Origin of the sequence: Selenomonas sp. GACV-9, assembly GCA_900116485.1 — a bacterium.
In the GTDB taxonomy this organism is placed as follows: domain Bacteria; phylum Bacillota; class Negativicutes; order Selenomonadales; family Selenomonadaceae; genus Selenomonas_A; species Selenomonas_A ruminantium_G.
This window is the reverse complement of the sequence record FPAX01000003.1, coordinates 99,226-123,173: the sequence shown is the minus strand read 5'-3', so window position 1 is coordinate 123,173 and position 23,948 is coordinate 99,226. Positions and strand designations below refer to the sequence as shown.

The 23,948-nt window shown below is 55.2% G+C and carries 24 protein-coding genes; 23 read left to right on the top strand and 1 reads right to left on the bottom strand.

The window, feature by feature from the left end:
* Positions 1 to 35 precede the first annotated feature (35 nt).
* The 4 genes from dapA to BM322_RS04930 all read left to right on the top strand — a co-directional run bounded on the left by dapA (position 36) and on the right by BM322_RS04930 (position 3,247).
* The gene (gene dapA, locus BM322_RS04945) at positions 36 to 923 is read left to right on the top strand and encodes a 4-hydroxy-tetrahydrodipicolinate synthase (RefSeq protein WP_075428805.1); all 888 of its coding nucleotides are present in this window, start codon (positions 36 to 38) and stop codon (positions 921 to 923) included.
* 64 nt (positions 924 to 987) lie between these two features.
* On the top strand, positions 988 to 1,650 hold the full coding sequence (gene sdaAB, locus BM322_RS04940) for an L-serine ammonia-lyase, iron-sulfur-dependent subunit beta (protein WP_075428804.1): 663 nt from the start codon (positions 988 to 990) through the stop codon (positions 1,648 to 1,650).
* A 34-nt stretch (positions 1,651 to 1,684) separates the two neighbouring features.
* Complete coding sequence (sdaAA, locus tag BM322_RS04935; protein ID WP_075428803.1) at positions 1,685 to 2,560, top strand: L-serine ammonia-lyase, iron-sulfur-dependent, subunit alpha; 876 nt, start codon at positions 1,685 to 1,687, stop codon at positions 2,558 to 2,560.
* 120 nt (positions 2,561 to 2,680) lie between these two features.
* A complete protein-coding gene (locus BM322_RS04930; protein ID WP_075428802.1) occupies positions 2,681 to 3,247 on the top strand; it encodes a coenzyme F(420) biosynthesis enzyme in 567 nt (188 codons plus the stop codon).
* Between the two features lie 52 nt (positions 3,248 to 3,299).
* Here the strand turns inward: BM322_RS04930 and BM322_RS04925 are convergent, their stop codons facing one another.
* Positions 3,300 to 4,133 carry a transglycosylase domain-containing protein gene (locus BM322_RS04925; protein WP_075428801.1) on the bottom strand — a complete coding sequence of 278 codons (834 nt, stop codon included), beginning with the start codon at positions 4,131 to 4,133 and terminating at the stop codon, positions 3,300 to 3,302.
* A 204-nt stretch (positions 4,134 to 4,337) separates the two neighbouring features.
* On the opposite strand from BM322_RS04925, the gene argC reads away from it, so the two are divergent.
* The 19 genes from argC to BM322_RS04830 all read left to right on the top strand — a co-directional run bounded on the left by argC (position 4,338) and on the right by BM322_RS04830 (position 23,816).
* On the top strand, positions 4,338 to 5,372 hold the full coding sequence (argC, locus tag BM322_RS04920) for an N-acetyl-gamma-glutamyl-phosphate reductase (RefSeq protein WP_075428800.1): 1,035 nt from the start codon (positions 4,338 to 4,340) through the stop codon (positions 5,370 to 5,372).
* A gap of 21 nt (positions 5,373 to 5,393) precedes the next feature.
* Positions 5,394 to 6,605, top strand: a complete 1,212-nt coding sequence (gene argJ / locus BM322_RS04915) for a bifunctional glutamate N-acetyltransferase/amino-acid acetyltransferase ArgJ (RefSeq protein WP_075428799.1) — start codon at positions 5,394 to 5,396, stop codon at positions 6,603 to 6,605.
* A 21-nt stretch (positions 6,606 to 6,626) separates the two neighbouring features.
* Positions 6,627 to 7,511 carry an acetylglutamate kinase gene (gene argB / locus BM322_RS04910; protein ID WP_075428798.1) on the top strand — a complete coding sequence of 295 codons (885 nt, stop codon included), beginning with the start codon at positions 6,627 to 6,629 and terminating at the stop codon, positions 7,509 to 7,511.
* Positions 7,512 to 7,540: 29 nt separating this feature from the next.
* Positions 7,541 to 8,746, top strand: a complete 1,206-nt coding sequence (locus BM322_RS04905; protein ID WP_075428797.1) for an acetylornithine transaminase — start codon at positions 7,541 to 7,543, stop codon at positions 8,744 to 8,746.
* A 110-nt stretch (positions 8,747 to 8,856) separates the two neighbouring features.
* On the top strand, positions 8,857 to 9,786 hold the full coding sequence (gene argF, locus BM322_RS04900; RefSeq protein WP_075428796.1) for an ornithine carbamoyltransferase: 930 nt from the start codon (positions 8,857 to 8,859) through the stop codon (positions 9,784 to 9,786).
* A 37-nt stretch (positions 9,787 to 9,823) separates the two neighbouring features.
* Positions 9,824 to 11,041, top strand: coding sequence for an argininosuccinate synthase (locus BM322_RS04895; protein WP_075428795.1), 1,218 nt, complete (start codon positions 9,824 to 9,826; stop codon positions 11,039 to 11,041).
* A complete protein-coding gene (gene argH / locus BM322_RS04890) occupies positions 11,038 to 12,465 on the top strand; it encodes an argininosuccinate lyase (protein WP_075428794.1) in 1,428 nt (475 codons plus the stop codon). Before BM322_RS04895 ends, argH begins: the two co-directional genes overlap by 4 nt.
* 115 nt (positions 12,466 to 12,580) lie before the next feature.
* On the top strand, positions 12,581 to 13,399 hold the full coding sequence (locus BM322_RS04885) for a Cof-type HAD-IIB family hydrolase (protein WP_075428793.1): 819 nt from the start codon (positions 12,581 to 12,583) through the stop codon (positions 13,397 to 13,399).
* A 4-nt stretch (positions 13,400 to 13,403) separates the two neighbouring features.
* Entirely contained in the window at positions 13,404 to 14,426 is a 1,023-nt protein-coding gene (locus BM322_RS04880) for a ComEC/Rec2 family competence protein (RefSeq protein WP_082334387.1), read from the top strand.
* The gene (locus BM322_RS04875; RefSeq protein WP_075428792.1) at positions 14,423 to 14,623 is read left to right on the top strand and encodes a DUF3006 domain-containing protein; all 201 of its coding nucleotides are present in this window, start codon (positions 14,423 to 14,425) and stop codon (positions 14,621 to 14,623) included. The genes BM322_RS04880 and BM322_RS04875 overlap by 4 nt, the downstream gene beginning before the upstream one ends.
* Positions 14,624 to 14,652: 29 nt before the next feature.
* Entirely contained in the window at positions 14,653 to 15,714 is a 1,062-nt protein-coding gene (locus tag BM322_RS04870; protein WP_075428791.1) for an N-acetylmuramoyl-L-alanine amidase, read from the top strand.
* Between the two features lie 27 nt (positions 15,715 to 15,741).
* Positions 15,742 to 16,332, top strand: a complete 591-nt coding sequence (locus tag BM322_RS04865) for a GerMN domain-containing protein (protein WP_075428790.1) — start codon at positions 15,742 to 15,744, stop codon at positions 16,330 to 16,332.
* Between the two features lie 158 nt (positions 16,333 to 16,490).
* Positions 16,491 to 17,780, top strand: a complete 1,290-nt coding sequence (gene tig, locus BM322_RS04860) for a trigger factor (protein WP_075428789.1) — start codon at positions 16,491 to 16,493, stop codon at positions 17,778 to 17,780.
* A 27-nt stretch (positions 17,781 to 17,807) separates the two neighbouring features.
* Positions 17,808 to 18,419, top strand: a complete 612-nt coding sequence (gene clpP / locus BM322_RS04855) for an ATP-dependent Clp endopeptidase proteolytic subunit ClpP (RefSeq protein WP_075428788.1) — start codon at positions 17,808 to 17,810, stop codon at positions 18,417 to 18,419.
* Between the two features lie 11 nt (positions 18,420 to 18,430).
* Positions 18,431 to 19,696, top strand: coding sequence for an ATP-dependent Clp protease ATP-binding subunit ClpX (gene clpX, locus BM322_RS04850; protein ID WP_075428787.1), 1,266 nt, complete (start codon positions 18,431 to 18,433; stop codon positions 19,694 to 19,696).
* A 73-nt stretch (positions 19,697 to 19,769) separates the two neighbouring features.
* The gene (lon, locus tag BM322_RS04845; RefSeq protein ID WP_075428786.1) at positions 19,770 to 22,076 is read left to right on the top strand and encodes an endopeptidase La; all 2,307 of its coding nucleotides are present in this window, start codon (positions 19,770 to 19,772) and stop codon (positions 22,074 to 22,076) included.
* A gap of 48 nt (positions 22,077 to 22,124) precedes the next feature.
* Positions 22,125 to 22,757: a ribosome biogenesis GTP-binding protein YihA/YsxC gene (gene yihA / locus BM322_RS04840; protein ID WP_075428785.1), complete on the top strand. Its 633-nt coding sequence runs from the start codon at positions 22,125 to 22,127 to the stop codon at positions 22,755 to 22,757.
* A gap of 92 nt (positions 22,758 to 22,849) precedes the next feature.
* Positions 22,850 to 23,308: an AsnC family transcriptional regulator gene (locus BM322_RS04835; RefSeq protein ID WP_075428784.1), complete on the top strand. Its 459-nt coding sequence runs from the start codon at positions 22,850 to 22,852 to the stop codon at positions 23,306 to 23,308.
* Positions 23,309 to 23,330: 22 nt separating this feature from the next.
* A complete protein-coding gene (locus BM322_RS04830; RefSeq protein WP_075428783.1) occupies positions 23,331 to 23,816 on the top strand; it encodes an AsnC family transcriptional regulator in 486 nt (161 codons plus the stop codon).
* Positions 23,817 to 23,948 lie beyond the last annotated feature (132 nt).

Sequence of the window (23,948 nt, the reverse complement as noted above, 5' to 3'; positions counted from 1 at the left end):
AAGCTATACAGGATAGTATTGTAGGGGGCTTTTTCATGAAGAAACCAATTTTCAGAGGCGCAGGTGTCGCTATCGTTACGCCGTACACAGAAGACGGCATTAATTTCCCAGAGCTTGGACGTATCATTGAAGACCAGATTGCTGGCGGTACGGATGCCATTGTCATCACGGGCACGACGGGCGAGTCGGCTACGATGACTGATGCTGAGCATCGCGCAGCCATCAAGTTCGCAGTCGAGCAGGTCAAGGGGCGTATCCCGGTCATTGCTGGTACAGGGTCCAATGAGACGTCGTATGCCGTGTCCCTGTCCAAGTACGCTGAGGAAGTTGGTGCGGATGCGCTGCTGGTTGTGACGCCGTACTACAATAAATGCACGCAGAAAGGCCTTATCGCACACTACAAGGCTATCGCGGAGGCTGTCAATATCCCTATTATCCTGTATGATGTACCGTCGCGCACGGGCGTAGGCATCACGACGGCTACGTATGTCGAGCTGGCGAAAGTGCCGAATATCGTGGCGGTCAAAGAGGCCAATGGCGACCTGTCGAAGATCCTGCGTCTCAAGGCTGCTGTCGGCGATGAGCTTGTCATCTACTCGGGCAACGACGATCAGATTGTGCCAATCCTGTCGCTGGGCGGCCAGGGCGTCATCTCGGTCCTGTCGAATGTGGCTCCGAAGGATACGCATGATATGTGTCAGGCTTATTTCGATGGTGATGTCAAGAAGGCGGCAGAGCTGCAGATTGCCTATGCGGATCTTATCGATGCATTGTTCTGTGAGGTCAACCCGATCCCGGTCAAGGTTGCCATGCGCAAGCTCGGCTATGATGCCGGTCCGCTGCGCATGCCGCTTTGCGAGATGGAGCCGGAGCATGAGAAACAGCTGGAGGATGCGCTGCGCAATCACGGTCTGTTGAAATAAGAAAGATTAGATAGTGGAGCCTTCCCCTGCGGGGGAAGGCTTTATCTGTTGAGGTGTTATTACGATGCATGGTGTTTTTGATATTGTCGGGCCTGTGATGATCGGCCCATCGAGCTCCCATACGGCAGGCGCTGTGCGGCTGGGGCTTATGGCGCGCAAGATCCTGGGTGAGCAGGCTGTGCGGGCGGAGATCAATCTGCATGGCTCCTTTGCGCGCACGTATCGCGGGCATGGCACGGACAAGGCTTTGATCGCGGGGATCTTGGGCTTTTCGCCGGAGGATGAGCGCATCCGCGATGCGCTGGCCCTGGCAGGAGAGCAGGGGCTTGACTACAGCTTTCAGACCGTCAATCTCGAGGGGGCGCATCCCAATACGGCGGTCATCTATCTGGTTGGTGTCTCGGGGCGTGTGGCGCGGGTGCGCGGCGCCTCTGTGGGCGGTGGCAACATCATGATCACGAATATTGACGGCTATGCAGTGGAGTTGACCGGTCAATATCCGGCCCTCATCACGATCCATCGCGACCGGCCCGGCGTCATCACGCAGGTTACGCAGATTCTCTCGCGCTATGAGATGAATATTGCCTTCATGCGGGTGTCGCGTCAGAATCGCGGCGAGACGGCGATGATGATCATGGAGCTTGACGATCAGCCTGCCGATGAGGTGGTTGATGAGTGCCGTGAGGTCTATGAGGTCGAGAATGCCTTTGCGATTCCGGCGATTTGAGCAGTCTGTGGATAAGTAAGGATGGAATAGGACGATGATAAATTTCAATACAATGGGCGATCTCATTGCTATGGCTGAGGAGAAGGAGCTGCCAATCCATGAGATCGTGATTGCCCGCGAGATGCATGACAGTCAGCGCAGCCGGGAGGCAATCCTTGCTGGCATGCAGCATAATTGGGAAATCATGCAGGCCTCTATCGAGCGAGGTATCGCCAATACGGAGCACTCGGTCAGCGGCTTGACTGGCGGCGACTCGAAGCGGCTCTATGCCTATCGTGACAAGGGCTATATGGGGCAGCAGACGCTGGCGGCGGCAGCCTATGCGGTGGGCATCAGTGAGGTCAATGCGGTCATGGGCCGCATCGTTGCCTGCCCGACGGCTGGTTCCTGCGGTATCGTGCCAGCGGCGCTCTACGCAGCGCGGGAGGAGCGTGGCCTTACCGATGAGGCAATCGTGCGAGCACTATTCACGGCGGCTGGCATCGGCATGGTGGTCGATCAGAACGCGTCAATTGCCGGTGCTGAGGGCGGCTGCCAGGCAGAGTGCGGCACGGCGGCTGGCATGGCGGCCGGAGCGCTGGTGGAGCTGGCGGGCGGTACGCCTGCCATGGTCGGCAATGCCTGCGCTCTGTCCATCAAGAATCTGCTCGGCCTTGTCTGTGACCCGGTGGCGGGGCTCGTCGAGGTGCCGTGCGTCAAGCGCAATGGCTTTGCTGTGGTGGAGGCGATGCTGGCGGCAGACATGACACTGGCTGGCGTGCAGTCCTTTATCCCTGTCGATGAGGTCATCGAGGCCATGAACCATATCGGCAAGGCCCTGCCGAAGTCCCTGCGGGAGACCAGTGAAGGCGGCCTTGCGGTGACGGCGACAGCCAAGGCCGTCGAAAAGCGCATCTATCCGCAAGGGTAATCTTCAGCATTCATTAAAGTTTCAGAAAATGTCTGGCAGAATCGATACAAATAGTGTAAAATAAAGAAGAATGCGATAGGGATTCGCGAAAACATATTCAGTTATGGAGGGAATAGATCCATGAGAAAAATCATTCAGATGCTGGTTATCGCCTGCTTGGTTGTCTTCAGCACGCAGGTAGCCTTTGCAAACGCAGACAAAGAGACAATCCAGGAAGGTGCAGATATCACGACGGTAAAACGTCTTGCCGTTGCGGCGCCTATGTATCAGCCGGTTGAGGAAGGTGCTCCGGACAAGGCCGCGCTGACTCAGATCGAATACGATTCCAGCAAGGTCTCCCGCATGTATGTCGTATCTTACGATGAGATCGCACAGAACATCAAGTCGGCAGTAAGCACGGACATCAAGTCTCTCGACCGCCGTCAGGCTGCGAAGACCTACAAAGAAAATGTTGCCAAGTACGCTGATGCCTATGTTGTGCTGACGGTTGCCAACAACAGCCGCACGACGTTCTTCTTCGATGTGTACAAAGCCGGTACGAATGACCTGCTCTACACGTACGAGATTCGCGCAAACCGCAGCGAGAAAGACAACGTGGAGACATTCACGAATCTCTGCCAGCAGTTCTACAAGCACTTCGATCGTGCTGCAACGGAACAGCAGAAAGCAAATAGCAAGAAAAAATAAGCGGTATGGCCGCAAAAAAAGAGAACCTTCTCAGCTGAGAGGGTTCTCTTTTTCAGTGGGCAAGATAGATTGGCTTGATCTTGGCTGATTCGGCCTCGTGTTCGTCGAGATAGCCGCTGCGGACCATGGCGTCGATAACGATGAATTGGCGTTTCTTGGCCATCATGAAGTCGACGTAGGGAGAGTAGAGCGATGGGGCATTGGGAAGTCCGGCGAGCATGGCTGCCTCAGGCAGCTGCAGTTCGCTGGGCTTTTTGCCGAAGTAGCCTTCGGCAGCGGGGCCGATGCCATAGAAGTTAGAGCCGTAGTAGATGGTGTTGAGGTAGAGCTCGAGAATCTCGTCCTTGCTGTAGCTGGCCTCGATGTCGAGGGCCAGCAGCAGTTCCTCGGCCTTGCGGCCAAAGGATTGCTCATGGGAGAGGAAGAGGTTCTTGACGAGCTGCTGGGTGATGGTGCTGGCTCCCTCCTCAATCTGGCCGTATTGGAGGTTGACGAGGGTGGCGCGCATGATGCCCTGCGGGTCAAAGCCATGATGGCTGTAGAAGCGGTTATCCTCCACGGCGACCACGGCATGCTGCAGCGATACGGGAATATCGCGCAGTTTCACATAGGTCTCCTGGTTGATGCGGCTGTTCACTGCACGCCGGATGAAGAGGATGCGGCTCATGCGATCTGTCGTACTGATCTTCACCGGCTCATCGGTCTGCTGGATGGCTGGCAGCTGCTGTTCGAGCCTGGGCAGGAAGTCACCGAAGTGCTGCCAGGTCCGTGGCGAGAATAGCGAAGTACCGCCAGCGATGAAGAAGGCCAGGAAAAAGATCAGGCATAGTAAGAAGAGGAAACGGAAGATGCGGAAACGTATCTTCCGTTTTGTTGCTTTTTTCATGAATGACTCCTTTGCTTGATATGTTCTATATTATAGCATGATTTTTGCTTTTTTCACGTTATGATGAATATTTCTTGAAAAAGACTTGCAAAATTATGCATACAAGATGTATAATTATAAACATACTTTACATAGTACACCTCGTAGCAGTAGAATATAGTAGGAATATCCATTCCAGACGAACAAGTTAGAGGAGGAAGACGTATGAAGGTTAGTGTCCTGGGCGCTACGGGTTATGCCGGTGCCGAGCTTTTACGCATCTTGTACAATCATCCTGAGGCTGAGGTCGTGCATATCACCTCAGAAAGCCATACGGGAGAATGCATCAGCGATTTGTACCCGCATTTGCGAGGGCTTTATGATATGAAGCTTGAGAGCATGAAGGAGATCGAGCGTATCGGTGAGGATAGCGATTTCGTGTTCATCGGTCTGCCGCATGGTCACGCGATGGAAGTCGGCCGGGCACTAGCAGGCAAGCCGGTGCGCATCATCGATTTGGGGGCGGACTACCGCTTTACCGATACTTCGGTCTATGAGTCCTGGTATCATGTGCCGCACACCCATCCCGAGGCTGAGCGGGTCTATGGCCTAGCTGAGCTCTACCGTGAGAAGATCCGTGAGGCGAAGATCATCGGCAATGCGGGCTGTTTCACGACGGCGAGCATCCTGGCGTTGGCACCGTTGGCCAAGCAGCATCTCATCGATGTCAATACGATCATCATTGATGCCAAGTCTGGTGTATCGGGGGCTGGCCGTTCGGCCAAACAGCCGAATCACTTCCCTGAGCTCTATGATAACTTCCGTGCGTATAACGTCGCCAAGCATCGTCATACGCCGGAAATCGAGCAGGCCATCACGGATCTGTCGGGAGAGCAGACGGTGCTGAACTTTACGCCGCACCTCGTGCCGATGTCGCGAGGTATCCTCTCGACCTGCTATGCAACGCTCAAGGAAGGCGTACAGCCGGAGCTTGTCGATGCGGCATTCGAGAAGCTTTATGGCAAGGAGCATTTCATCCGCTTGCTCGGACGCGGTGCTTATCCATCGACGAAGGATGTGCGCGGATCGAATTTCTGTGATATTGCCTGGCATATCGATGAGCGCACGAATCGCGTGATCGTGCTGTCGGTCATCGATAACCTCGTCAAAGGTGCAGCGGGGCAGGCGGTGCAGAATTTCAATATCGCTTGTGGTTTTGAGGAAAAAACGGGGCTCGACTACGTGCCGATGTATCCCTGATTGATAGAAAGGATTTTGATTATGATCAACGAACAGAATGCAAAAGCGGGCGTAACGTTCCCGCAGGGATTCAAGGCTGCTGGCGTCAAGGCTGGCATCAAGAAGAGCGGCAACCTCGATGTGGCCGTCATCTACACGGAAAAAGAGGCCGCTGTTGCTGGTACGTTCACGCAGAATGCTGTTGCGGCTGCACCGGTATTTGCCTCCAAGGCCGTTGTCAAGACTGGTACGGCCCATGCCATAACGGCTAACGCTGGCTGCGCTAACGCCTGCACGGGTGAGCAGGGTGAGAAGGATGCCAAGGCCATGCAGACAATCACGGCGGCAGCGCTGGGCTGCGAGCCGAGCGATGTCATCGTCGCCTCGACAGGCGTCATCGGCGTGAACCTGCCAATGGACAAGATGGAGAATGGTATCAAGCAGGCTGTGGCCGAGCTTGATGAGAACGGCAGTGAGAAGGCTGGCAATGCCATCATCACGACGGACACCTACTCGAAGACCTGCACGGCTGAAGTCACGATTGGCGGCAAGCAGGTACGTTTGGGTGCCATTGCCAAAGGCTCGGGCATGATCCAGCCGAACATGGCAACGATGCTCTGCTTCATCACGACGGATGTGAATATCGAAAGCTCGTTGCTGCAGAAAGCCCTTTCAGAGGTCGTTGAGGTTTCGTTCAATATGATCTCGATTGACGGCGACATGAGCACGAACGATATGGCTATCGTGCTGGCGAACGGTGCAGCTGGCAATGATAAGATCACGGCTGAGGGCGAGGACTATGAGACGTTCAAGGCTGCTCTGCAGGAGATGTGCCAGAGCCTGGCACAGCGCATTGCTGCCGATGGCGAGGGTGCAACGAAATTCCTGACGGTCAATGTCAAGGGCACGAAGTCCTTTGCTGATGCCAAGACGATTGCCATGAGCGTAGCCAAGAGCCCGCTGGTCAAGACAGCGTTCTTCGGTGAGGATCCGAACTGGGGCCGTGTCATCTGTGCAGTAGGCTATGCCGGTGTGCCGATGGATCCGCAGAAAACGGTGGTGAAATTCGGTGACATCACGGTTTATGCTCATGGTGTCGGCGCTGAGTTTGATGAAGAGGCACTGCGCAAGGTCATGGCTGAACACGACATTGCCATCGATATCGATATGGGCGATGGCGAGGAAGAGGCTACGGTCTGGACTTGTGATTTCTCCTATGAGTATGTGAAGATCAACGGCGAATATCACACCTGATCGTGTGTGGGGAGGCAGAGTATGTTCACACCAGAAAACAAAGCGGCCACCCTCGTCGAGGCGCTGCCATACATCCAGGAATTCTATGGCAAGACCATCGTCATCAAATATGGCGGCAATGCGATGATCAATGATGACCTCAAGGAAAAGGTCATGCAGGATATTGCCTTGATGAAATACGTCGGCATTCGTCCGGTCATCGTGCATGGTGGCGGCCCTGAGATCACGGGGTTCCTCAAGAAGGTCGGCAAGCAGTCCTCGTTTGTGGCTGGCCTGCGCGTGACTGATGAGGAAACCGTCGAGATTGCCGAGATGGTGCTCGATGGCAAGGTCAATTCAGAAATCGTCAATCTGCTGAACCGCCGCGGCGTGCGCGCTGTAGGCCTCAGCGGCAAGGATGCCGGGCTCATCGCGGCCCGCAAGAAGCTGGCTACAGTCTATGAAGGTGACGAATCCAAGCAGGTGGATATCGGCTATGTCGGCGAGGTGGACAAGGTCGATACAGCTATCGTCGAGGATCTGCTGGATCAGGGCTATGTGCCGGTCATTGCGCCGATTGGCGTCGGCAGCGACGGTGAGAGCTACAATATCAATGCCGATTATGTGGCTGCGGAACTGGCAGGAGCGCTGGAGGCGGAAAAGCTCTTGCTGCTCACCGATATCGAGGGCATCTATAAGGATTTCAACGATAAGAGCACGTTTATTTCGACGCTGCATTTGCCGGAGGCCCGCCAGTATATCCGCGAGGGCATCATCGCTGGCGGCATGATTCCGAAGGTTGAGGCCTGCCTCAAGGCATTGGAGCAGGGCGCAGGCAAGACGCATATCATCGACGGGCGTCTCGACCACTCCATTATCCTGGAGATCTTCACGTCCCAGGGTATTGGCACGCAGGTTGTCCGGTAAGCATATGAGGATATAAGGAGTTAATTTTCATGAGGAGAAAAGATCAGGAAATATTTGCGGCCGACAAGGCAAGCTATGTGCCGGTATTCAATCGCTATAAGATTGTCCTCGATCATGGCGAGGGCGCCTATGCCTGGGATATCAATGGCAAGAAATACATCGATTTCCTTGGCGGCATTGCGGTCAATGTCTTGGGCCATAATTATAAACCGCTCGTTGATGCGGTGGCAAAGCAGGCGGGCAAGCTGATTCATTGCTCGAATCTCTACTACACGCAGCCGCAGGCAGCTGCTGCCGCCAAATTGGTCGAGCTCAGCGGCCTGGGCAAGGCCTTCTTTGGCAACTCGGGTGCTGAGGCCAATGAGGGTGCCATCAAGATTGCGCGTAAATATGCGCATGCCATCAATCCTGAGAAGTCGCAGATTATCACGGCTTGGAACAGTTTCCATGGCCGTACGCTGGCCACGCTGACGGCTACGGGCCAGCCCCATTATCAGGAGGGCGTCGGCCCGCTGCCCGCTGGTTTTGACTATGTCCACTACAACGACATCGAGGAACTCGAGTCGATGATGAGTGATAAGACAGCGGCTGTCATGCTCGAGACAATCCAGGGCGAGGGCGGCGTCTACACGCCGGAAAATGACTATCTGAAGAAGGTCCGCGCGCTCTGCGACAAGCACCATGCGCTGCTGATCCTCGATGAGATCCAGGCGGGAATCGGCCGTTCGGGCAAGTTCTTTGCCTATGAGAAATATGGCATCAAGCCCGATATCGTCACGTTGGCCAAAGGGCTTGCCGGCGGTGTGCCGATTGGTGCCTTTATCGTGACCGATGAGGTGGCAAATGCCTTCAAGCCCGGCGATCACGGCACGACCTTTGGCGGCAATCCGCTGGCCTGCGCGGCTGCCAATGTTGTCCTCGATACGGTGCCGGAGGAAGACTTCCTGCATAATATTGAGGAGGTGGGTGCCTACTTCAAGGGCAAGCTCGAGGCTTTGCAGGATAAATATCCAACCCTTATCAAGGAAGTCCGTGGCACGGGGCTTATCCTGGGCGCCGAGCTCACGAGCGCCGACTATGGCCGTGACATTGTCAATAACTGCCTGGAGAAGGGCGCGATCATCAACTGCACGGTGGGCAAGGTGCTGCGCTTCATCCCGCCGCTCATCATCACGAAGGAGCAAGTGGATGAGGTCCTGGATATCCTTGATGGTGTATTGAGTCAATATGCATAAATTTTGCATATGTATACAAAATAATTCGGAAATCCTCTTCACAAGCAGAAAACTTAGTGTTATAATATGCAATAGTGACGGACATGATTTACAGTAATGGAGGTTGTTTGATGCTGAAGGGAAAAGACATGTTATCCATCCACGACTTGTCGGTGGATGAAGTGCAGGAGATCCTGGCACTGGCCAAGGAACTCAAAGCCAAGCAGAAAGCTGGCATCGAGCATCACCTGCTCAAGGGCAAGACACTCGGCATGATTTTCGAGAAGTCTTCGACGCGAACCCGCGTGTCCTTTGAGACGGGCATGTATCAACTCGGTGGACAGGCACTGTTCCTTTCGAACCGTGACCTGCAGCTCGGCCGCGGCGAACCAATCAAGGATACGGCGCGCGTGCTGTCCCGCTATCTCGATGGCATCATGATCCGAACCTTTGGTCATGACCGTGTGGAGGAGCTTGCCAAGTGGGCGGATGTCCCGGTCATCAATGCACTGACTGACCTTTTGCATCCGTGCCAGGTGCTGACGGACTTGCTTACGATCCAGGAGCACAAGGGCAAGAACCTCAAGGGGCTCAAGATGGCCTATGTCGGCGATGGCAACAACATGACGAACTCCTACATGTATGGCTGTGCTAAGACCGGCATGACGTTCGTTGCTGCGACGCCGGAGGATTACCGTCCGGATGCGACGGTGACGAAACAGGCCAGCGAGGATGCCAAGCTGACGGGCGCATCGATAACGCTCGTCACGGACCCGAAAGAGGCGGTAAAGGATGCGGATATCGTCGTCACCGATACCTGGGCCAGCATGGGCCAGGAAGACGAGCACGATGCGCGCAAGAAGATTTTTGCTCCGTATCAGGTCAACAAGGAGCTGCTGGCTGGCGCTGATAAACGCGTCATCGTCATGCACTGCCTGCCGGCCTACCGTGGCGAGGAGATCACCGAGGAGGTCCTCGAGGCCAATGCCGATGTCATCTTCGACGAGGCTGAGAACCGCCTGCATACCCAGAAAGCTATTATGGCACTTACCATGTGCTGATTGATATTTGAAGGATAAGGAAAAGAGGTAATTTTCTATGGCAAAGAAACAGATCAAGAAAGTCGTGCTCGCTTATTCCGGTGGTCTTGATACCTCCGTTATCATTCCCTGGCTCAAAGAAAACTATGATGGCTGCGAAGTCATCGCTGCCTGCGCCGATGTCGGCCAGGGCGATGAGCTCGATGTCGTTCATGATAAAGCATTGAAATCCGGTGCCTCCAAGGTCTATATCGCTGACCTCAAGGAAGAGTTCCTGAAAGAATATGTATGGCCGACGCTCAAGGCCGGTGCTGTCTATGAGGATAAATACCTGCTCGGTACGTCCTTTGCACGTCCGATCATCGCGAAGAAACTCGTGGAGATTGCTAAGCAGGAAGGCGCGGATGCTATCGCTCATGGCGCTACGGGCAAAGGCAATGACCAGGTTCGTTTCGAGCTGACGGTAAAAGCACTGGCTCCGAACATCACGCTGATCGCTCCGTGGCGTGAGTGGGATCTCGACTCCCGCAGCGCTGAGATCGAATATGCCAAGAAACACGGTATCCCCATCGCAACGGAGAACAAGACCTACTCCATGGACCGCAACATCTGGCATCTTTCCCATGAGGGCTCTGATCTCGAGGATCCGGCTAACGAGCCGCAGAACAGCATGTTCTTGATCTCCAAGGCTCCGGAAGATGCACCGGACAAACCGGAATACGTGACCATCGACTTCGAGAAGGGCGAGCCGGTAGGTGTCAACGGCAAGAAGATGGGGGCTGTTGAGCTCCTGACGGAGCTCAATGAGATCGGTGCACGCAATGGTGTCGGCATCGTCGATATCTGCGAGAACCGTCTCGTCGGCATGAAGTCCCGTGGCGTTTACGAGAATCCGGGCGGATCGCTGCTCTACTATGCACATCGTGAGCTCGAGTATCTCTGCCTTGACCGCGCAACCTATCACTACAAGCAGACGGTCGGTGTACGCTATGCAGAGCTCGTCTATGATGGCATGTGGTTCTGCCAGCTGCGCGAGGCTCTCGATGCTTTCGTCAACAGCACGCAGCAGACGGTCACGGGCTCTGTCAAGCTCAAACTCTACAAGGGCAACATCATCTCTGCAGGCAGCACGAGCCCGTATTCGCTTTACAGCCAGGAATTCGTGACGTTTGAACATGATGATGTCTACAACCAGGCAGATGGCACGGGCTTCATCAACCTGTTCGGCCTGCCGCTCAAGGTTCGTGCCCTGATGCAGGAGAAGACGAAAAAATGAGCGAGGCAATGTGGGGCGGCCGGTTCACAAAGACCACCGATGAGATGATCAATGAGTTCCAGGCCTCCATAAGCTTTGATAAGAGGATGTACCATGAGGACATCGCTGGCTCCATCGCCCATGCGACGATGCTGGCAAAGTGTGGTATCATCTCGGCAGAGGATAAGGATAAGATCATCGCCGGCCTCAAGGATGTCCTCAAACAAATTGAAGATGGCAAGTTCGACTTTTCGGTGGATCTCGAAGATATCCATATGAATATCGAGAAGCGTCTGACCGATGCTATCGGCGAGGCTGGCGGCCGCCTGCATACGGCGCGCAGCCGCAACGACCAGGTGGCCCTCGACACGCATATGTATGTGCGCCGTCAGGTCGTCGAGGTACAGAAGGAGATTCAGAACCTCCAGCAGGCGTTGGTCGAGACCGCTGAGAAATACGGCGATGTCATCATGCCGGGCTATACGCATCTGCAGCGTGCGCAGCCCATCCTGTTCGCACATCATCTGCTGGCATACTTCGGCATGCTGTCGCGCGATTTCGCCCGGTTCGAGGGCGTCTATAAGCGGGCTGACATCATGCCGCTGGGCGCTGGGGCCCTGGCGGGCACGACCTTCCCGATTGACCGCGAGTTCGTTGCTAAGCAGCTGAATTTCGATAATATCTATACGAACAGTCTCGACGCTGTCAGCGATCGCGACTATATTCTCGAGTTCCTCAGCGCTGCGTCGATCCTCATGGTACATCTGTCGCGCCTTTCGGAGGAGACCATCCTCTGGTGCAGCCGTGAGTTCTCGTTTGTCGAGCTTGACGATGCGCACTGCACGGGCTCGTCGATGATGCCGCAGAAGAAGAACCCCGATGTATCTGAGCTCGTCCGTGGCAAGAGCGGCCGCGTCATCGGCCATCTGATGGCGATGCTGGCGACGGTCAAGGGACTGCCTCTCGCGTACAACAAGGACTTGCAGGAAGACAAGGAAGGCATCTTCGATGCCATCGATACGGTCAAGTTCAGCCTGGCTGTCTATGCGCAGCTGATCCGTGGCATGAAGGTCCGCAAGGATGTCATGATGAAGGCTGTGACGGAGGATTTCTCCAACGCGACTGACCTTGCCGACTATCTCGTCAAGAAGGGCATGCCATTCCGCAAGGCCCATGCTGTGTCGGGAACGGCGGTGCATGACTGCATTGCCAAGGGCAAGTACCTCGAGGATATGACCATCGAGGAGTTCAAGGCGCTCTCGCCGCTCTTTGGCGATGATATCAAGGAGGCTATCAGCCCGGAGACTTGTGTCAAGAACCGCAATTCTCTGGGCGGCACTTCCTATGGCCAGGTCGAGCTGCAGGTCAAGGCCGCCAAGGAACTCTTGGCAGCCGAGCAGAAACTATGTCTGGCAGCTGAGGCCAAGCAGGTGAACGTAGATTAAAAAACAAGCCGCAGGGCGTGATAGCGCCTGAAAGTGCTTGAATGAGACTCTGATTTTTAGTAGTATAGAGGTGGATAAACTTCTATATTTACTAGAGATTGGAGTCTTTTTTTTCATGACGGATAAGAGAAAAGCGATTTTCTTTGATATTGATGGCACGCTCATCAACATCCATCGCCAGCAGACGCATATCAGCGCACCGGTGAAGGATGCCATCCGCGCACTGCGCAAGGCCGGGCACCATACGTTCATCGCCTCGGGGCGGCCGTTCGCCTACCTCAGTGAAGAGATGCGTGATCCGGATCTGTTTGATGGCCATGTGTTGATGAATGGCGCAATCGTGCTGGTAGAGGGCAAGGTCATCTATCGTCAGGATTTGCCGCTGCCTGTCGTACAGAAGATGGTGGCGCTGGCTGAGGAGAATCAGGTGGAGTACATTCTCGAGAGTCACCCTTCGGTCTATCTGAAGAACGAGTACAAGGGGCTCGAGAAGGTCTATACATCGATTGATATCTCGTTGGATCATTTCGTCCGGGAATTCGACCCGTCACTTGCGGGGCTGGCAATCGGCAAGATCGAGTTCCTGTCGGAAACACCCAATGCGGGCGGTCTTTTCCATGAGCTGCTGGCCTGGCCGGGGCTTACGGGGCTTATCGATCCGACGCTGCTCAAGTATATGGAAATATACTCGGCGGATGTCTCGAAGGCTACGGGTATCGAGCGGGCGCTGTCATATCTTGGCGTGCCGGTGGAGGATAGCTGTGCCTTTGGCGATGGACTGAACGATCTGGAGATGATGGATACTGTCGGCACGAGCCTGGTCATGGGCAATGCGGGCAATGAACTCAAGGCGAAGGCAGACGTCGTGCTGCCTTCGGTGGATGAGGATGGTGTGGCAGAGGGAATCTACCGCCATATCCTCCAAGTAGTTTGAGGTGATGAATATGCGCAAGAAGATAGGAATAATCCTGGGGCTGGTCATGCTGACTATCGCGGTGCTGGCCGGCTGTGGGGCAGCTACGAATGGCAGCAGTGCCAGCGGGGAAAGCAGCAATGTGGCATCTGCCCCTGCGGCGGCAAGTCCTGCGAAACTGACCGTCAAGATGCTGAACGTCGGACAGGGCGATGCAATCCTGGTGCAGACGGCCGAGCAGACTGTGCTGGTCGATACGAGTGATGTCGATGAACGCGACAAGCTGAAGCGCGAGCTCGACAAGGCGGGCGTCCGCAAAATCGACAAGGTCATCTTGACCCATCCCCATGCGGACCATATCGGTGGGATGGCTCTATTGCTCAAGGATTACGAGGTCGGGGAAGTCTATGATAACGGCATGCCGTCGACTTCAAAGATCTATATCAACTATATGAAAGAACTCAAGGCTAAGGGCATCAAACGCCATGCCTTGAAGGACGGCGATGTGCTGGACTTCGGCAGCGGCGTATCGTTTCAGGTCATGTTCCCCTCGGCAGAGATCGCTGCAGCGGGAACGGAGCCGGGCTATAAGCATGACCCCAATAACGAATCGGTGGTCGGAAAACTCATCTGCGGTGAGTTTTCTATGCTGCTGACAGGGGATGCGGAAAAAGAGGTCGAGGAGAAATTGCTCGCTGCGCATTGGGCTGACCTGCACAGTACGATCCTCAAGTCGGGACATCACTGCAGTGCTACGGCCTCGTCGGTGCATTTCCTGAAGGCCGTATGGCCTGAGACCGTGCTGATTTCCTGCGGCGCAGGCAATGACTACGGCCATCCGCATCCGGATGTCCTGGCCCGCTACCTGGCTGAGCCCAAGTTCACGGACCGCCGCGATGGTAAGACCAAGAAGACCAAGCTCGTCAAGAATGACAAGGGCGAGATCCTCAAGGCCAAGGTCTACGAGACGGACAAGAACGGCACGATAACGGTGACCACAGATGGCAATACCTATGAGGTAACGGCAGAACAGGGGGCGGCACAATGATAAGTGCATATATTGACCGGATAGAGGGCGATTTGGCCGTCCTGCTGCTGGGCGATGATATGAAGAAGGTAAACTTTCCTGTGAGCTACTTGCCGGAAAACGTGGGCGAGGGCGACTATCTGAAGCTCGAGCTTTCCTATGATAAGGAAGCCACGGAGCAGGCTGAGCAGGAAGCCTTGGATTTACTCAAAGACTAAGAGCTGGGAAACTATAAGGAGGAACCTTGATGAATACGCTATTCCGCTGGGCAAGTTTGGCGGGAGCCGTCTTGCTGGCAGTACTGATGCTGCTGCCGGGGACGACGGAGGCCGCACGTCACGTGCAGGATCATGAGCTCAATTACTTCCAGACGTCGGAAAAGACGGTGGACGGGCGCAAGGTCTTGCGCATCGAGATCGGCATGAATCATGACAAGCTCGAGTATAAGGTATCGACAAAACCGTATCTGGCCAAGCAGCTGATCATCGATATGGAAAACACGGTGCCGGGGGAGCTGCGTAAGACTATCACGCTGAAGAAAGACCTTGCCAGCCGCGTTCGTATCGCTGAGCTGCAGCGCAATCATACCCAGGTACGCATTGATTTCGCCAATGATGTACAGGAAGGGAATTATAAGGTTTATACCCTCGAGCGCGACCGCAAGGCCAAGAAGCCTTACCGGCTGGTCATCGATATCTTCGAGTCTGAGGGCGGCGGTGCTGCTGGCAGTGTCGGTACTGTGCGGGGGCATACGATTGTCCTCGATGCCGGCCATGGCGGCAGCGACAGCGGCGCCGTGGGGCCGACGGGAGCTGCCGAGAAAGATGTCACGCTGGCTGTGGCCAAGAAGCTGCAGGCTATCCTGCAGAACTCGGGGGCACGGGTGGTTATGACCCGCACGAAGGATGTGGATGTCTATGGCCCGAACAGCTCGGCCACGCAGGAGCTGCAGGCCCGCTGCAATGTGGCCAATTTTGACCCGTCAAGTGACATCTTTGTATCCATCCATTGCAATTCCTTCTCGAACCCTTCAGCCAGCGGCATGGAGACCTATTATTTCGCTGGCTCGCGGCAGGGCCGGAAGCTGGCCACGCTGCTCAACGAGGAGCTCGACAAGGAGATGGGACTCGTGAACCGTGGCGTCAAGACGGCCAACTTCTATGTCATCAAGCATACGAATATGCCGTCGTCGCTCATAGAGCTGGCCTTTATCTCGAACTACCGTGAGGAAAAGCTGCTGAAGTCGAATACCTATCAGCAGAAGATGGCAATGGCGATTGCCCGGGCCATATCCCGTTATTTCCGTTGAGCTTAGCAGATGATGAGGTGATAAACGATGAAGAAAATGAAATACATCCTACTGGCAGTCCTGGCACTGGCGTTGCTGGTGACGGCAGGGTGTGACCCGAATAACGAGAAAGGGACGCCGAATGGTTCGTCGGCATCCGTCTCGGGCAATGCGCCGGTATCGGCTGGCAGTGCGCCAAGCTCGGCAGCACAGAAAGAGCCGGTAAAGAATATGGAAATCAAGGTCTACTATCCCGATGACCAGGGCATGAAGCTCGTTGCGGTCAAGCGCAAGGTCAAGACCAACAATTCCGGGAAATATGCGGCGGCCATCAAGTCCCTGATGGAAGGGACGAAGGAGAAGGGGCAGTCGACCATCATCCCGAAGCAGGCCAAGCTCAAGGGCGTGACGGTCAAGGGCGATACGGCCTATGTGGACTTCAGCCAGGATCTCGTCAAGCATTTCACGGGTGGCTCGACAGGTGAGGAGATGCTCGTGGGCTCGGTGGTCAATACGTTGACCGAGTTCTCTGAGATCAAGAAGGTCCAGATTCTGATCGAGGGCAGCAAGGTCGAGTCACTGGGCGGCCATGTGGATCTTTCGGTGCCGGTTGAACGCATGAGCAACCTGCTGAAATGATATATTGACTTTTTGACAATTGTTGACAACTGCGCGCAGAAAATCTTGTGTTTTCTGCGCGTTTATGTTATTATGACAAGAGTATGACATAGTAGATGATAAAATAGTTTTATTGTGTCGAAACTTAAAACAGATATTACAGGAGGTCATTTCAGACAATGAAGGTTACGGTTGAGAATGGTGAGAACCAGCAGGTTACGCTGACGATTGAAGTTGAAGCAGCAGAGGTTTCCAAGGCAGTTGATCGTGCATCCAAACGCCTGGCTAACCGTGTAAATATTCCGGGTTTCCGCAAGGGCAAAGCTCCGCGCAAGATCGTTGAGCGCCATGTAGGCATCGAGTCCCTGATGCAGGAAGCTTTCGATCTCGTAGCTCCGAAGGCTTTCGATGAGGCTCTCAAAGAGCAGAAGATCGAGCCGGTAACGCGCCCGAATATCGACATCGTTACGCTTGAGGATGGCAAGGACCTGGTCTTCAAGGCTACGGTTACGCCGCGTCCGGAAGTCAAGCTTGGCGAGTACAAAGGCCTCAAGGTTGAGAAGGCTGCTGTAGAGATCAAAGACGAAGACGTTGAGAAACAGCTCAAGAACTTCCAGGATCGTCAGGGCAAGATGGTTGACGCTCCGGAAGGCGCTGCTGTTGCTGATGGCGATTTCACGACGCTCGATTTCGAGGGCTTTGTCGATGGCGAGGCTTTCGAGGGCGGCAAAGGCACGGACTATCCGCTGCAGATCGGTTCTGGCAGCTTCATCCCGGGCTTCGAGGAGCAGCTGATCGGCGCTAAGATTGGCGAGGAGAAGGAAGTAAACGTCAAGTTCCCGGAAGAGTACCATGCAAAAGAGCTGGCTGGCAAAGACGCTACGTTCAAATGCACGGTCCGCAGCATCAAGCAGAAAGAGCTGCCGGCTATCGATGACGAGCTCGCTAAGAAAGTAAGCACGTTCGAGACGCTCGACGAGCTCAAGGCTGACATCCGCAAGAACCTGCAGGAAAACGCTGAGCGCAAAGCTGAGAACGACCAGAAGAGCGCTGCTATCGAGCAGGCTACGAACAACATCACGGTTGACATCCCGGCTGTCATGATCGACAACCGCGTAACCTCCATGATCCAGGAAATGGCTATGCGTCTTGAGCAGCAGGGCATGAAGCTCGAGCAGTACCTGCAGTATGCTGGCACGGATATCGCTAAGATCCGTGAGGACTACCGTGAGACGGCTGAGAAGAACGTCAAGACGGATCTCATGCTGGAGGAAGTTGCTAAGGCTGAGGAAATCAAAGTCGAGGCTAAGGACCTGGACGCTGAGGTTGCTGCAATGGCAGCTGCTTATGGCGCTACGCCGAAACAGGTTCAGAAAATCATCAAGGAGCAGGGTCGTATCGGCGATCTGGCTGCATCCGTACTCCGTAAGAAGACGGCACAGTTCATCATCGACAACATCGCTGAATAAGCAGACCCTGATAATGGGGGTATATCTATGAGTTATGTACCAATGGTAGTAGAACAGTCCAATCGGGGCGAGCGCGCCTATGACATCTATTCGCGCCTGCTCAAAGACCGCATCATTTTCCTGGGCGGCCCGATTGACGACAATGTAGCGAATGTAGTCGTGGCACAGCTCCTGTTCCTCGAGTCTGAGGATCCGGATAAGGATATCTACCTCTACATCAATAGCCCCGGCGGTGTTGTCACTGCTGGTCTGGCTATCTACGATACCATGCAGTATATCAAACCGGACGTATCGACCATCTGCATCGGTCAGGCAGCGAGCATGGGCTCGCTGCTGCTGACGGCAGGTGCCAAGGGCAAACGCTTTGCTCTGCCGAATTCGCGCATCATGATCCACCAGCCGCTGGGCGGTGCTCAGGGCCAGTCCACGGACATCCAGATCCAGGCTCGTGAGATCCAGCGCATCCGTGACGTCATCAACGATATCATCGTCAATGCCACGGGCAAGACGCTGGAAGAGGTCAACAATGATACGGAGCGCGATAACTTCATGACGGCTGAGGAGGCTAAGGCCTATGGTCTCGTCGACGAAGTGATTACCCGTCCGAAAAAAAGCAAAAAAGCGGAATCTAAAGACTAAGGGGTGAGGGAATGTTGAAGTTTGGGGATGAAAAAGGACAGCTCAAGTGCTCCTTCTGCGGTAAGACGCAGGAGCAGGTACGTAAGCTGGTTGCTGGTCCTGGCGTCTATATCTGCGATGAATGCATCGAGCTCTGCAATGAGATTATCGAAGAAGAGTTCAGCGAAGATGTAGAGGTGGAGCTCAAGGACGTCCCAAAACCGAAGGACATCCGTGCTACCCTTGACCAGTATGTAATCGGTCAGGACGAGGCCAAGAAAAGCCTGGCTGTAGCTGTCTATAACCATTACAAACGCGTCAATATGGGTTCTGTGAAAGGTGAGGATGTGGAGCTGCAGAAGTCCAATATCCTCATGCTGGGGCCCACCGGCAGCGGCAAGACGCTGCTGGCCCAGACCCTGGCCCGTATCCTGAATGTGCCCTTTGCCATCGCCGATGCCACGTCGCTGACGGAGGCCGGCTATGTGGGCGAGGATGTCGAGAACATCCTCCTGAAGCTCATCCAGGCTGCGGATTATGATGTGGAGAAAGCTGAGCGCGGCATCATCTATATCGATGAGATTGATAAGATTGCCCGCAAGTCGGAGAATCCGTCGATTACCCGCGACGTATCTGGCGAGGGTGTCCAGCAGGCACTGCTGAAGATTCTTGAGGGTACGACGGCCTCGGTTCCGCCACAGGGCGGCCGCAAGCATCCGCATCAGGAACTCATCCAGATTGATACCACGAACATCCTGTTCATCTGCGGCGGTGCTTTCGATGGCATCGAGAAGGTCATCGAGGGTCGTCTGGGGCAGAAACAGATGGGCTTTGGTGCCGATATCAAGTCCAAGCGCAAACGCAGCGTGGGAGATACCCTGCGCAAGCTGCTGCCGGAGGATCTCTTGAAGCACGGCCTGATCCCTGAGTTCATCGGCCGCCTGCCGGTGGTCGTGACCCTTGACTCGCTCGACGAGGAAGCGATGATCAGCATCCTGACCCAGCCGAAGAATGCACTGGTCAAACAGTACCAGAAGCTCTTGGACATGGATGGTGTCAAGCTGGAATTCGATGATGATGCCCTGCGTCAGATTGCCAAGGAGGCGCTCAAGCGCAAGACTGGCGCGCGCGGTCTGCGTTCCATCATCGAGGCCATCATGCGCAATGTCATGTATGATGTGCCTTCGATTCCGGGCGTGACTGCCTGCCGTGTGACGAAGGACACTGTCAACACCAAAAAAGATCCTGTCCTGACCATCGATAAGAAGGTAAAGGACAGTAAGGAAGAGACTGCCTGACGGCAGCCGGAATACAATGAGGCGCTGCCGCGGCAGCGCCTTGTTCTTATCTAAAAAGAAAAGGAGGGAGAATATGGCTGAGACACGTACTTTACCATTGCTGCCACTGCGTGGCATGATGGTATTTCCCTATATGATGATCCATCTCGACGTGGGCCGTGCCCGCTCGATGGCTGCCCTGGAGCAGGCCATGGTGGATGACCGGGAAATCCTGCTGGCGGCCCAGCTCGATGCTGAAGTCGACGAACCGGCCATGGAAAATCTCTACACCGTCGGTACGGTGGCAGAGATCCGCCAGATCGTCAAGATGCCGGGGGAGAGCGTGCGCGTACTGGTTGAGGGACAGCATCGCGCCATTATCAAGGATTACCGGGAGACGGAAACTTATGCGGAAGTCGACGTCGAGGAATTCAAGGACAAGATTGACACGTCAATGGGGATGGAGGCGCTGACCCGGGCCGTGGTCCATGAGTTCGAGGAATGGGTCAAGATCTCGAAGAAGATCCCGCCGGAGACGCTGGTATCCGTGGCTATCATCGATGATGCCGGTCGCCTGGCTGACCTCATTGCCAGCCATCTGAATCTCAAGCTCGAGACGCGGCAGGAACTGCTGGCGGCAATCGACATCCGCGCGCGTCTGGAAAAACTCTACGAGGTGCTGGCGCGGGAGCTGGAGATCCTGCAGCTCGAGCAGAAGATCGGCCGCAAGGTCCGCAAGCAGATGGACAAGATCCAGAAGGACTACTATCTGCGCGAGCAGATCAAGGCCATCCGTGAGGAGCTCGGCGATAAGGATGGCAAGACCGCTGACATCGAGGAGGCGCGCCGCAAGCTGGCAGAGGGGGACTACCCCGAGCCGGTGCGCAAGGCCGTGGAGAAGGAAATCAACCGCCTCGATGGCATGAGCAGCATGAATGCGGAAAACAACGTGATCCGCAATTATATCGACTGGCTGCTCGACCTGCCCTGGAACAAGCAGTCGGAGGACACCGTGGACATCACGGCGGCCCAGAAGGTGCTCGACCATGACCACTATGGCCTCAAGAAGGTCAAGGACCGCATCCTCGACTATCTGGCCGTGCATCAGCTGGCCAAGGACAAGAGCGCACCCATCCTGTGCCTCGTCGGCCCGCCGGGCGTCGGCAAGACCTCGCTGGCCTCGTCGGTGGCACGGGCCACGGGCCGCGAGTTCGTGCGGGCATCCCTGGGCGGTGTGCGCGATGAGGCCGAAATCCGCGGGCATCGCCGCACCTATATCGGTGCCATGCCGGGCCGTATCATCGAGGGCATCCGCAACGTGGGCACCTGCAATCCGGTGTTCCTGCTCGATGAGGTCGACAAGCTCAGCATGGACTATCGCGGCGACCCGTCGGCAGCCCTGCTGGAGGTTCTTGACCCTGCCCAGAACTCGACGTTCAGCGATCACTATATCGAGTTGCCCTTTGACTTGTCAAAAGTCATGTGGATCGTCACGGCGAATAACCTTGGCAATATCCCGCGGGCACTGCGCGACCGCATGGAAATCATCCAGCTGTCGAGCTACACGGAAATTGAGAAACGCGAGATTGCCAAGCGCTATCTGGTGGCGCGCCAGCGCGAGCAGAATGGCCTCAAGGCCAAGGACATCCACTTCGGCGCTGGTGTCATCGAAAAGATCATCGAAAGCTACACCCGCGAGGCTGGTGTCCGCGAGCTCGAGCGCGTTATCGGGCAGGTCTGCCGCAAGGCTGCCCGCCGCCTGGTCGAAGGTGAGGAGACGCCCATCAAGGTCACGAAGAAGAACCTGACCGATTTCCTCGGCAAGGTCAAGTACCTGGAGCCCAAGGCAAAGAAAAAGCCGCAGGTCGGTGTCGTATCCGGCATGGCCTGGACAGAGGTGGGCGGCACGCTGCTGCCCACGGAGGTCTCGGTGCTCAAGGGCAAGGGCAAGCTGATCCTGACCGGTCAACTCGGCGATGTCATGCAGGAGTCGGCACAGGCAGGCCTTACTTATATCCGCAGCCGTTCTGACAAGCTGAAGCTGCCGGAGGATTTCTACGAGAAGGAAGACATCCATATCCATCTGCCGGAGGGCGCTATCCCGAAGGATGGCCCGTCGGCTGGCATCACGATGGCGACGGCGATGATTTCGGCGTTGACGAACCGCAAGGTCCGCAGTGATGTGGCCATGACTGGTGAGATCACGTTGCGCGGCACGGTGCTGCCGATTGGCGGTCTCAAGGAGAAGGTTCTCGCGGCTTACCGTGAGGGCATGAAGACAATCATCCTGCCGAAGGACAACGAGCGCGATATCGAGGATATCCCGGAGTCGGTTCGCGAGAAGCTGGAGTTCGTGCCAGTGGAATCGATGGATCAGGTATTGAAAACCGCATTGATGTAAGAAGAGCCTTCCCCTTGGGGAAGGTTTCTTCATGAAGGAGATGAAAATATGAGCACAAAGAAGGACAGAGTCATCATCACCCAGGGCCAGTATGTGGCCTCGGCAGTTAAGAAAGATCAGTATCCGGAAAACGATCTGCCGGAGATCGTCTTCATCGGCCGATCCAATGTCGGCAAGTCGTCGCTGATCAACTCGCTGACGCGCGTCAACAACCTCGCCCGCGTATCCTCCCAGCCGGGCAAGACGCAGACCATCAATTTCTTCGAGGTGGGTCTCAAGATTGCAGAGGTCGAGGGCCGCAAGGCCTTCTATCTCGTCGACCTGCCGGGCTATGGCTATGCGAAGACGGGCAAGGAGCGGCGCAAGATCTGGTCGAAGTTCATTGAGGAATATCTGCTGACCTCAGAGCGGCTGCAGTTTGTCTGCCAGCTCATCGATATCCGCCACGAACCGATGGCCTCGGATGTGGAGATGTTCGAGTGGCTCGTCAAGAATAATATCCCTGTGCTGATCGTCGCCACGAAGTGCGACAAGATCGGTAAGAACGCGCGGCAGAAAAATATCGCGGCCATCAAGCGCAAGCTCGGCGTCGCCGAGCTGTCGGTACTGCCGTATTCGTCATTAAAAAATGAAGGGCGTTCAGATTTACTTGACGTCATTGGGGATAGTTTGGTAGAATAAGAGTAAAGAAATGTGAATCCGATTCATATCTAGGGGAAATGAGCAGTAAGGATAGGAATCGGGAGGGTGTATTTTAGGGAGAGGGATATACCATGACAGAGCTTACGTCGTTTGACAAGTCTTTACTCAATCTGCTGCAGGGCAATCTGCCGGTCTGCAGCCATCCATTTGCTGCGCTGGCTGATGAGCTGGGCACCGATGAGCAGACGGTGCTGACGCGCCTGCAGCAGCTTAAACAGCAGGGATACCTGCGCCGTATCGGCACGTTCTTCAACTCGAACAAGCTCGGCTACAAGGGCACGCTCGTAGCGTTGCGCGTCGAGCCGGACAAGATCGAGACCGTGGCCGAGGCCATCAACCGCTACCCTGGCGCCACGCACAACTATGAGCGTGAGGGCCGCTATAACCTTTGGTTCACTTTGCTGACGCCATGCCTTGAGACCGAGAAGAAGATTCTCGATGAAGTCGAGGCACTGCCGGGCGTGGAAGACCTGCTGAACCTGAAGGCGAACAAGAAATACAAGATCAATGTGCAGTTCAAGCTGCATTGATGGCAATACTGGGGTAGAAAATATGGCACAAGAAACAGCAATGACAGAACTTGATAAGAAGATAATCCGCGCCCTGCAGGGAGATTTCCCGCTGGTCGCTGAGCCGTATCAGGTGCTTGCTGATCAGGCGGGGGTCTCGAAGGAGGAATTCCTCGCCCGCGTCAAGGTGCTCGAGGAGCAGAAGGTCATCCGCAAGATGGGAGCGGTGCTGCGCCATCGTGAGGTGGGATTCAGCGCCAACGTGCTCGTTGCCTGGGTGGTACCTGAGGCGCGGCTTGACGAGGTAGCCCAGAAGATGGCGGCAAGCCCGTCGGTCTCGCATTGCTATGACCGCAACACGGCGCCGGACTGGCCCTATAACCTCTATACGATGGTCCATGGGCACAGCCGCGAGGAATGTGAGCAGATCGTGGAGGCGCTCGGCAAGGAATGCGGCATCAGCGAGCACACCAAGCTGTATTCCAAGAAAGAGTGGAAAAAGACCTCGATGCGGTATTTTTGCGAATAATATCATCATAAGAAACTAGCAAGAGACGGAAACGTCTCTTTTTTTTATGCATTTTTCAGGGGAATGCTCTGAAAATTTAATGAAAATGCCATCGGAGTCTCAGAATCCTCTTGAAAAGCAGTAGTAGGATAG

What these genes read in the sequence shown, in the direction of transcription:
- dapA (WP_075428805.1), top strand. Translation starts at nt 36, where the DNA reads ATGAAGAAACCAATTTTCAGAGGCGCAGGTGTCGCTATCGTTACGCCG.
- clpX (WP_075428787.1), top strand. Translation starts at nt 18,431, where the DNA reads ATGTTGAAGTTTGGGGATGAAAAAGGACAGCTCAAGTGCTCCTTCTGC.
- BM322_RS04905 (WP_075428797.1), top strand. Translation starts at nt 7,541, where the DNA reads ATGAGGAGAAAAGATCAGGAAATATTTGCGGCCGACAAGGCAAGCTAT.
- argF (WP_075428796.1), top strand. Translation starts at nt 8,857, where the DNA reads ATGCTGAAGGGAAAAGACATGTTATCCATCCACGACTTGTCGGTGGAT.
- BM322_RS04885 (WP_075428793.1), top strand. Translation starts at nt 12,581, where the DNA reads ATGACGGATAAGAGAAAAGCGATTTTCTTTGATATTGATGGCACGCTC.
- BM322_RS04930 (WP_075428802.1), top strand. Translation starts at nt 2,681, where the DNA reads ATGAGAAAAATCATTCAGATGCTGGTTATCGCCTGCTTGGTTGTCTTC.
- BM322_RS04925 (WP_075428801.1), bottom strand. Translation starts at nt 4,133, where the DNA reads ATGAAAAAAGCAACAAAACGGAAGATACGTTTCCGCATCTTCCGTTTC.
- BM322_RS04870 (WP_075428791.1), top strand. Translation starts at nt 14,653, where the DNA reads ATGAATACGCTATTCCGCTGGGCAAGTTTGGCGGGAGCCGTCTTGCTG.
- lon (WP_075428786.1), top strand. Translation starts at nt 19,770, where the DNA reads ATGGCTGAGACACGTACTTTACCATTGCTGCCACTGCGTGGCATGATG.
- tig (WP_075428789.1), top strand. Translation starts at nt 16,491, where the DNA reads ATGAAGGTTACGGTTGAGAATGGTGAGAACCAGCAGGTTACGCTGACG.
- argH (WP_075428794.1), top strand. Translation starts at nt 11,038, where the DNA reads ATGAGCGAGGCAATGTGGGGCGGCCGGTTCACAAAGACCACCGATGAG.
- BM322_RS04835 (WP_075428784.1), top strand. Translation starts at nt 22,850, where the DNA reads ATGACAGAGCTTACGTCGTTTGACAAGTCTTTACTCAATCTGCTGCAG.
- BM322_RS04865 (WP_075428790.1), top strand. Translation starts at nt 15,742, where the DNA reads ATGAAGAAAATGAAATACATCCTACTGGCAGTCCTGGCACTGGCGTTG.
- BM322_RS04830 (WP_075428783.1), top strand. Translation starts at nt 23,331, where the DNA reads ATGGCACAAGAAACAGCAATGACAGAACTTGATAAGAAGATAATCCGC.
- BM322_RS04875 (WP_075428792.1), top strand. Translation starts at nt 14,423, where the DNA reads ATGATAAGTGCATATATTGACCGGATAGAGGGCGATTTGGCCGTCCTG.
- yihA (WP_075428785.1), top strand. Translation starts at nt 22,125, where the DNA reads ATGAGCACAAAGAAGGACAGAGTCATCATCACCCAGGGCCAGTATGTG.
- sdaAA (WP_075428803.1), top strand. Translation starts at nt 1,685, where the DNA reads ATGATAAATTTCAATACAATGGGCGATCTCATTGCTATGGCTGAGGAG.
- argB (WP_075428798.1), top strand. Translation starts at nt 6,627, where the DNA reads ATGTTCACACCAGAAAACAAAGCGGCCACCCTCGTCGAGGCGCTGCCA.
- BM322_RS04895 (WP_075428795.1), top strand. Translation starts at nt 9,824, where the DNA reads ATGGCAAAGAAACAGATCAAGAAAGTCGTGCTCGCTTATTCCGGTGGT.
- clpP (WP_075428788.1), top strand. Translation starts at nt 17,808, where the DNA reads ATGAGTTATGTACCAATGGTAGTAGAACAGTCCAATCGGGGCGAGCGC.
- argC (WP_075428800.1), top strand. Translation starts at nt 4,338, where the DNA reads ATGAAGGTTAGTGTCCTGGGCGCTACGGGTTATGCCGGTGCCGAGCTT.
- BM322_RS04880 (WP_082334387.1), top strand. Translation starts at nt 13,404, where the DNA reads ATGAATATGCGCAAGAAGATAGGAATAATCCTGGGGCTGGTCATGCTG.
- argJ (WP_075428799.1), top strand. Translation starts at nt 5,394, where the DNA reads ATGATCAACGAACAGAATGCAAAAGCGGGCGTAACGTTCCCGCAGGGA.
- sdaAB (WP_075428804.1), top strand. Translation starts at nt 988, where the DNA reads ATGCATGGTGTTTTTGATATTGTCGGGCCTGTGATGATCGGCCCATCG.